Origin of the sequence: Candidatus Angelobacter sp., from assembly GCA_035607015.1 — a bacterium.
Taxonomy (GTDB): domain Bacteria; phylum Verrucomicrobiota; class Verrucomicrobiia; order Limisphaerales; family AV2; genus AV2.
Window position 1 is genome coordinate 1 of the sequence record DATNDF010000127.1, and the last position, 8,468, is coordinate 8,468.

Below are 8,468 nucleotides of genomic sequence, written 5' to 3' on the forward strand. Positions count from 1 at the left end.
TCAATCTCAAACCGATTGGGAAGCGACGGCACCGACATCGGTGCCGTGGAAGTGGATTACGTCCTCAGGATCATCGGTGTCAAGAGAGTCGGCAGCAGCATACTTCTCAAATTTACCTCTGTTTCAGACAAAGCCTACGGCCTTGAATACACGCCGGATTTGTCAGCACCTTCGTGGGTGCCACTCTCAGAATTGGTCGTAGGAACGGGAGGTATCGTGACGCTCACCAACAACGGGGCTGGACTGTTGCCTGCCGGGTTCTACCGTGCGTTCCAACAGCCGCCTTGATCGCAAGACTCTGGCCCCACGCTTCGGCTGTTAATCCAGCCACTTGGCTTCGGACGATAAAGCGAAAGTCGAGTTACAAACGGTTTAATCCGCGTGGTAGCCACGCCAGATCCACACCAGTGTATCCGCCAAAGTTTGCTGGAAAACCTTGCCGTCGCAATGCCTCGTATTGAGGCTGAAAACGAAGCGATGGTCGTAACCCTTGGCTTCGAGTGCCGCCGTCGTGCGTTTGCCGGCCATCACCCAGTTGTGCTGGGTTCCTTCCGGATCGTTTTCGCGCAGGTCGTGTTCAGACACGTGGGTGAAGATGCGCAACGGTTTCCTTTCGCTGCTTTCAATCAGTTTCATTCCGGAATGGTATTCCCACGCGCCGAGCGGGAATTTGGCTTCCTCCGGCGCATCGTCGTCCTGCTGATCCACGAAGGTGCCGGAATAGGCGATGATGCGACGGAACAAGTCGGGCCGGAACCAGCCCATCGTCAACGCGGCCGCGCCGCCGGAACTGCAACCGATCACAGCATGTCCCCACGGGTTGGCCGTGAAGGCGATGTGCGGGTAGGCGGCCTTGACGTCGGCGTTGTTGAGCACCGCCGGCAGGACTTCGTCGTTGATGAACCGGGCCAGCCGGTCGGACATGGTGTCGTATTCGAGACCGCGCTCGCTGTTCTTGCCGTCGTTACCGCCGTTTTCGACCGCGATCGCGATAAACGCCGGCAGGCTGCGGTTCGGATCCTTGGAGATGGTCAGGTTGTCCAGCGCGTTGCGCACCAGGCCGAGTTGACCCGGCCCGTCATGGATGATGAGAAAGGGCGCCCTGGTGCCGTCTTTGTACGCGGCCGGCACATAGACGAAGATTTTCCGTTCCTTGCGCACGGCCTTCTTGTCCGGCTCGAGCGTGGTGTCGTCGCCCTTGAAAATTTTGCTGTCTGCCAGGGCCATCGAGAACTCGAAGTTCTTTCCCTTGGGATTGCCCTTGTCCGTGAGATCGGGGTCCGTCTTGTAATCGGGACCGATGGTAAAATCCCCGTTGCCTTGCGTGCCGGGGTTTTCGGTGTACGTATCGGCAGCCGATCCTTTGTGGGCGGACAGACCGACGATTCCAACGGCCACACAGGAAGCACAAAGCGAGAAGAATTTGGGTTTCAGCATGGACAAGGACTTAGAGCATTTGGGAGAGGATTCAAGCGGGAAGTGGTTTCGGGTTCGGCGAGGGGCGCATCTCAGTTTCTTGCAAGTAGCTCGGCAAGAAAATTCCGACCGGGTTTTAGGAGCGCGGTTGTGGCGAAGCCCAGCCGCAGCAAGTCCGAATTCACAAATGCTCCGGACAATTCTATTCACGCTGGTTTGGCATTGCCGAACCCGCTGCGACTGGTCCTGTGGACACAGTCGCGCTCCATTGAAAATCCTAACGGAACTCCGTCACAGCCCAAGGGCTGCAAGAAAGTCAGATGCGCCCTTCGGCGGGTAACCACCGTTTGTTGCGGAGAGAAGAGAACAACGCATGATTCAAATTAAGATTTCGCGTTGTGGATTTCCGCCCGGCTTACTCCGCCCGTCCGGTCAACTGCGGCTGTTTTGTCGGTCCAAACGCCACGTTGGCTTCCGAGTCCAACGTTACCTGGTCGCCGTCAAACTTCAGGGTGAGCGTCGTCTGGAAGGGCGTTTCGTACGCGCACAGTTTAATCACGCAGGTGTTATCAGCCGGCCACGCGAATGTGCCCGCGGTCGGTTCGTCGGGAAATTGCGCCAGCCGCCCTCCCAGCAGCGGCGCCCGGGATTTCTTCCATTCCTGATGGCCGCAGGGGATCGTGACTTCCTTGCCGTTCATCCGGGCCGTGAGCGTCAGCGTCTTGCCGGAATCCGACGACGTGAGCGCCAGGCTTCCGATCTTTTGGTCGTTGTCGGGAAAGACAAATTTGCGATTCAGAGTTTTGCCAGCCAGGGGAGATGTCGCTGCACCTTGGGCGGGGCGAAGTTCAAGATGCGAAAGTTTCTCTGTCAGTTGCTTGCCGGCAGCGCTGTCGGCCTTCAGTTTCTTCGCTTGGAACGCGGGCAGCAGCTTGTCCCAAATCACGTTCAGCACGGCCTGCATGTCCTTGACGCCGCTGGTGATCGCCACCACCGCGTCCTGATCAGGCATGACCACGCAATACTGCCCGAACGCGCCGTCGCCGCGATACGCATTGTGCCGACAGCGCCAGAATTGGAAACCGTAACCTTGATTCCAATCGCTCTTCGGATTGCTGCCGTTCGAGGTCTGTTTCGACGTGGCCATCGCCACCCATTCGGCCGGGAGCAGTTGCCTGCCGTTCCAACTGCCGCGTTGCAGGTAAAGCTGGCCGAGCTTCGCGATGTCCTCCGTGCGCACGCGCAGCCCGTAACCGCCCAGGGAAATGCCCTGAAAGTTCGTGTCCCAAACCGGGTGCTCGATGCCGAGCGGCGCAAACAGGCGCGGCCGGAGAAAATCGAGAACGGTCTGGCCGGTGACCTTCTGGACGATCGCCGACTGCATGAATGTGGCCGCGGTGTTGTATTTGAAGTGAGTGCCCGGCAGATGCGGCACCGGCTGGGCGAGAAACGACTTCGGCGAGACAACATCCGGCGCCGCGGACGGCTCGTCCTGATGGCCGGTGGACATCATCAGCAGGTCGCGCACGCGCATGGCTTTGAGATTAGCGCTTGGGTTCTCCGGCGCATCGTCGGGGAAAAATTTCAGGACCTCGTCGTCGATGCTCAATTTTCCCTCCGCGACTGCAAAGCCCACGGCGGTCGAGGTGAAGCTCTTGCTCAACGAGTAGAGCACGTGATTGTGTTCCGCGTCGTAGGGAGCCCACCAGCCTTCGGCGATCACTTGGCCATGGCGCACGACCATCAGACTGTGCATGCCGTCGATCTGCTGATCGAGCGCGTTCGCAAGGTCCAACATCGCGGCGGAGGAAACACCCTGTGCTTCGGGAGCGCTGCGTGGTAAAGGGCCGGCGGCGTGCGACGCGGGCACAGTTCTGGCCAGAAGGACGACGAGGAGGCAGAATCGGGTCAAGTTATTCATGGGAGATCGGATCGCTTCTTATCGAACGGCGGGCGGGCTGTCACGAACGGAATTGTCGGAAGCGAACCACCCCACCGCATTTACCACGAGGGAAATCCGGGGTGATCAGACTTATTTCTGTTGGGACGCCGGGGATTCAACGCGGTAAAGATCAGTCTTCGTTCTCAAATAGAACGCTTTGCCGGACACCGCGGGCGACGCCATAAAACCATTCGCCAGTGTGTTGGTTGCGAGAACCTCGAAAGTGCGGCCAGGTTTGAGAACGGTGGTCGTGCCATCCTGACTGAAGAAATACAGCCGGCCGTCCGCGTAGATCGGCGAGGCGGCGTATTTGCCGCCGATGCGTTCCGTCCAAACCACGTGGCCCGTGGCAGCATCGACGCAGGTCACGAAGCTCTCCTCAGCCGCCGTGTAGATGAGACCATCCACCAGAAGCGGCGAGGCGTATTTGCCCACGTGGGTGTTGAGTTTCCACACGACATGCGTATCGGTCACGTCGCCGTGACCGTCGGGCTTGACCGCCCAGAGTTCCCTTTTCATCAGGCCCGTGACCAGGAAGACCAGGCCCTGCCCGTAAACCGGCCGGGGCGCGACCGACCAGTCGTTGTATTGAACCTTCCAGAGCTCCTTGCCGCTTCGCGGGTCGTACCCGTAAGCCGCCTTGGCGCCGGAGCTGAACATTTGAGGTGTTCCTCCGACGTTCGCGATCAAGGGCGTGCTGTGGGCCTTGCGCAAATCACCATCCCTGGCCATCGGTCCCGGCACATTCTCGTCGTTCCATGCGACCGAGCGGTTTGTTTTCCAGACGGTCTCGCCGGTTTTCTTGTCGAGAGCGGCGATGTACTGGAGATCGGCGCCGTCGAACGTCAGGATCAACAGGTTCTCGAAAGCGATCGGCGACGAAGAGGCGCCCCGGTAATGGCGGCAGGGCAGATCGTTTCGTTTCCAGAGAACCTTGCCCGTGGTTGTGTCGAGACACGCCGTCCCGACGCTGCCGAAATGAACATACAGCCGGCCCGGTTCGATCACGGGCGAGGGCGTCGCGTAGCAATTCATGGAAGCGCCGTTTCCCAGCGGCTCGGGGTTGTCAGTGTGAATCACCTTTTCGTTGAAGCGAACCTTGCCGGTGTCCGCGTCCGCACCGATGACGAAGTAATCGTGGCCGTCCTCGGTCGCCGTGGTCAGCCAGACCTGTCCGCCCATGACCACCGGAGTGGACCAGCCGCGATACGGAATCTCCGTTTTCCATTTGATGTTGTTGGTCTCGCTCCAGTGCAGCGGAAGACCGACGGGTTTGGAGTCCACCGGCGCGGAGACATGGCCGTCCCCGGTGGGCCCGCGGAATTCCGGCCAGTCGGCCAGCGCGGACGGGCAGTCAACGGCGAGCAGCGCCAGCGCAGAAAGCAATCCGCAGTGTCTGATAACCGCGGACGCTTTTTCGGAATAGAAGGACGGGCCTTTGGTCGGGTTCATGGCGGCAGGGTAAAAAGGACGTTGCGCGAAGTCAACGACGCCGGCCTCTGCGTGCGATCAGGGGGCCGCCATCATTGCACGCCCGATGGGATTGTCACTTGAGGTTTGTGGCCGCATCTGTCCGGAAAAAGCGCCCGACCTAGGGCGTGGCCAGATGATGCGACCGTGCCCGGACATAACTCACGTCCTCGCGGTCGCTCGGCGCCGGATGAGGATTGGACATGAGCCCGGGCGTCGTGGTCCGCAGCGCCGGCTTCTTCCACCGATGCGCTTCGGAATGGCTGTCGGCGAAGGAGAGCACTCCGGTTTTCCGATCGTGAAGAGCACCCGGAGCCGTGAAGAAACTCTGCGTGTTGGAGACGGGGATTTCAAACGGGGTGTAACAAATGCTGAGCGGCTCCGCGTCGATGAACACAAAGAGATCCGACGGCCTGCCAAATTCGGAACCGCGTTTGTAAAACGTCACGGGAGGGACGGGCGCGTACTGCTCCACACCGCCGTTCAGATAATCATTCATCGAATAGCTCCGCAATTTGGGGACGCGCCGGTTCCCCACGGTATAGACGGTCCGTTCCGCGGGACACCTGTACACCGACGCGGCTTTGAGGTACGCGGCGAACGCGGCCCGTTTGGGATCAATCAGCGCGTTCGTGTCGGTGAAGCCCGGAGTGGCTCCGTGGATGGTGCTTTCGACCCAGTTCAATCCGCCTCCCTTGGGCGGAGCCCCGCGCACGTTCGAGGGGAGTCTGGTGTTGTTGTCATCCTGGTAAAAGGTCCAGGTGAGCAGCAATTGCTTGTGATTGTTGAGACAGGCGATCCGCAACGCCTGCGACTTGGCCCTGGCCAGGGCCGGCAGCAACAGGGCGGCAAGAATGGCGATGATGGCGATGACGACCAGCAGCTCAATCAGCGTGAAGCCGCGTCGGTCGGTTGAAACCATGCCGCAGACTGGACGGTTTGATGCATTTAGCCAAGGTCCAAAAGCGCCCTGCCGGCAAAAGGCACCCGGTCCTTTCCGCTCGTGGAACAGGGGAAGCGTTTCGTCGGACTCCTGGAATACTGTGCGTCGGAGATGCCAGGCGCGGGGTCTGGCACGACCTGGAGAGCAATGGGGGTTCACTCCTTCCGGCCATCACCGGCGGCGCCGTTGCCGGCTGAATTTCGCGCCCGAATGAGAGGACGGAATCTGCGGCTGCGCGGGTTGCGACCGGTATTTTTGCGGTTGATTTTGAAAGCGTGATTGCGGGCGCGGGGAGTGACGCTCCTTGGGACGATGGCGGTCGTCGCGTTCCTTTCTTTCTTCGCGGGCCAGCCGGAAATCCACCTGCTTCTTGAAGCTGTCCACGCTGGCAATCTGCACCCGCGCCTGGTCGCCGAGGCGGATCACACGGCGATTGCGCCGTCCGGTCAACTGGCCGCGCGCCTCGTCGAATTCGTAGAAGTCATCCGCGAGGCTGGAGCAGTGAACCAGCCCGCTCATCGCGAGGCCGGGCACATCCACGAAAAAACCGAAGTTGCGCACGTCGGTTACCAGCGCGGGATACACCGGCGGTTTCGCCATCCGCAACTGCGCCTTGAGAAACGCGTACATCTTCACGTCCTTGCTGTCGCGTTCGGCGTCGGCGGAATTGCGTTCCGTGTCGGAGACATGCCCGGCGGTTTCCTCGAGGGAATGCGCCGGTCCCTGGCTCTTTTCAAACAGCGCGCGATGCACCACGAGATCGGCGTAGCGGCGGATCGGCGAGGTGAAGTGCGTGTATCTGGCCTTGGCGAGGCCGTAATGACCGAGCGGTTCGACCGCGTAACGCGCGCGCATCAGTGACCGGAGAAAACCAATCTTCAGCGCCGCCCCGATAGGTATGGTGTCGAGCTTCTGCAACAGCTTCGAGACCTCGGGGCGCCGGGTGAGATTGCCGCACGGGATTTGATGGCTGAGCACGTCTTCGCGAAATTCGTTCAGACGCCGTTCGTCCGGTTCCTCATGCACGCGATAAATCGCCTTCTGGCGCTGGCTCATCAGCCGCGCGGCCACGGCTTCGTTGGCGAGCAACATGTATTCCTCGATCAACTGATGCGAGACGTCGTTCTCAATCTTCTCGATGCACAACACGCGGCCCCGGTCGTCCAGCCGGATTTTCGTTTCGGGAAAATCCAGCGCGAGCGATCCGTCCTTGAAGCGCCGCCGCCGGATCTTTTGCGCCAGTTCATGCGCGTCGTGCAGCATTCGTTCGATGCCACCCTGTGGCGGGCGCTGCAGGATCTCGAACACCTCCCGGTAGGTGAAACGCCGTTGCGAATGAATCACCGCCGCGTAAAACCTCGTGCTCAACACCCGGCCATCGTCCGACACCAGAAACTCGACGCACTTGGTCAGGCGATCCGCGTCCGGCTTCAGCGAGCACAGTTCGTTGCTCAACGCCTCCGGCAGCATCGGGATGACGCGGTCGACAAGGTAGGTCGAATTGCCGCGTTTGCGCGCTTCCACGTCAAGCGCGCTGCCGGGCTTCACGTAGTGCGACACGTCGGCGATGTGGACCCGGAGCCTCCATTGATCCTGCGAGGCGCGCTGCAGGCAAATCGCGTCATCGAAATCCTTGGCGTCGTCCGGATCAATCGTGACGACCTGGTGCCGGCGACAATCTTCGCGCCCGGCCAGCTCCTGCGGCGCGACAGTCGTCCCGATGGCGCGCGCCTCGGCGAGGACGTTTTTCGGAAAGTGCAACGGGAGCTGGTACTGGCGCAGGACGGACAGCATGTCCACGCCCTCCGCGTCCGGCGGGCCGAGGACCTCGACGACCTGTCCTTCGGGATTGGAGTTCCGCGTTTTCCATTCCTGTAACTCGACCACGACCTTGTCGCCGATGTTTGCGGGCCGGCCCACGTCGCGCGGTTCAGGCACATAAATATCGTGCCGCATGCGCGGGTCATCGGGAATCACGTAAAGAAACTGCCGTCCGCGTTGGAGCGTGCCGACGATCTGCGTCCGTTTCCGCTCCAGGATGCGAATCACTGAACCCGTCTCCTGCGCGGCGCCGCGCTCGGGTCGCAAGCCGCGCGGCCGGACCTCGCGGCGCACCAGCACGCGGTCTCCGTGCAGCGCGGTGGCCGTGGCGTTCTCGGGAATCATGATCTCCTTCAACCCCGCATCGTCGGGCTGCAAAAAGCCCTTGCCCTGACGATTGATCTGAATCCGGCCCGGAATGAGATCGGCCTCCCGCGATTGGATGTAGCGATTGCCTTTCGTGCGAGCGATCCGTCCCGCCTGTTCGAGTCCGCGCAGCACGCGCTGCAACTCCTGCTGGCGGTTCGGCGGCCATTGCAGTCGCCGCAACAGTTCCGGCACGTTGGATGGCGCGTAATCTTTCCGGCCCAACAATTTTAAAATCAGTTCTTCCATGAGTTGTATTTCGCCGATGGCGGATCACGAACTCTTCACGCCCACCATGACTGAACGTTCGGGCTTTTCCAACACCGAACCCGGTTTACTTTGCGGACCCGTTCACGCCACGCGCGTCAGGATACGCTTCTGACGGCGACGGACCGATGGAGGTAAAACCCGAATGCTTTCGCAGACCTTCGGGTCCAGTGATTTGTCGGTGGGCATCGGATTCCTGCGACGCCGATCCGACCACGCGCTGACAGGCAGCCATCAGATCCG

6 protein-coding genes are annotated in these 8,468 nt (G+C 60.7%); 1 reads left to right on the forward strand and 5 read right to left on the reverse strand.

Annotated elements, in window-relative coordinates; translation table 11 throughout:
• A partial coding sequence (locus tag VN887_05255; GenBank protein ID HXT39410.1) for a hypothetical protein occupies window positions 1–288 on the forward strand: 288 nt, incomplete at its 5' end.
• An 84-nt stretch (window positions 289–372) separates the two neighbouring features.
• Here the strand turns inward: VN887_05255 and VN887_05260 are convergent.
• The 5 genes from VN887_05260 to rnr all read right to left on the reverse strand — a co-directional run bounded on the left by VN887_05260 (window position 373) and on the right by rnr (window position 8,207).
• Complete coding sequence (locus tag VN887_05260) at window positions 373–1,437, reverse strand: alpha/beta hydrolase-fold protein (protein HXT39411.1); 1,065 nt, start codon at window positions 1,435–1,437, stop codon at window positions 373–375.
• A gap of 394 nt (window positions 1,438–1,831) precedes the next feature.
• A complete protein-coding gene (locus VN887_05265) occupies window positions 1,832–3,337 on the reverse strand; it encodes a serine hydrolase (protein HXT39412.1) in 1,506 nt (501 codons plus the stop codon).
• A 111-nt stretch (window positions 3,338–3,448) separates the two neighbouring features.
• The gene (locus VN887_05270; GenBank protein ID HXT39413.1) at window positions 3,449–4,810 is read right to left on the reverse strand and encodes a PQQ-binding-like beta-propeller repeat protein; all 1,362 of its coding nucleotides are present in this window, start codon (window positions 4,808–4,810) and stop codon (window positions 3,449–3,451) included.
• Window positions 4,811–4,949: 139 nt separating this feature from the next.
• Window positions 4,950–5,750 (reverse strand): prepilin-type N-terminal cleavage/methylation domain-containing protein, encoded by an 801-nt coding sequence (locus VN887_05275; GenBank protein HXT39414.1) that lies wholly within the window; start codon window positions 5,748–5,750, stop codon window positions 4,950–4,952.
• 192 nt (window positions 5,751–5,942) lie between these two features.
• On the reverse strand, window positions 5,943–8,207 hold the full coding sequence (gene rnr / locus VN887_05280; protein ID HXT39415.1) for a ribonuclease R: 2,265 nt from the start codon (window positions 8,205–8,207) through the stop codon (window positions 5,943–5,945).
• Window positions 8,208–8,468: the final 261 nt, after the last annotated feature.

Coding starts and splice junctions, on each gene's coding strand:
- rnr (HXT39415.1), bottom strand. CDS start 8,207: ATGGAAGAACTGATTTTAAAATTGTTGGGCCGGAAAGATTACGCGCCA.
- VN887_05265 (HXT39412.1), bottom strand. CDS start 3,337: ATGAATAACTTGACCCGATTCTGCCTCCTCGTCGTCCTTCTGGCCAGA.
- VN887_05275 (HXT39414.1), bottom strand. CDS start 5,750: ATGGTTTCAACCGACCGACGCGGCTTCACGCTGATTGAGCTGCTGGTC.
- VN887_05260 (HXT39411.1), bottom strand. CDS start 1,437: ATGCTGAAACCCAAATTCTTCTCGCTTTGTGCTTCCTGTGTGGCCGTT.
- VN887_05270 (HXT39413.1), bottom strand. CDS start 4,810: ATGAACCCGACCAAAGGCCCGTCCTTCTATTCCGAAAAAGCGTCCGCG.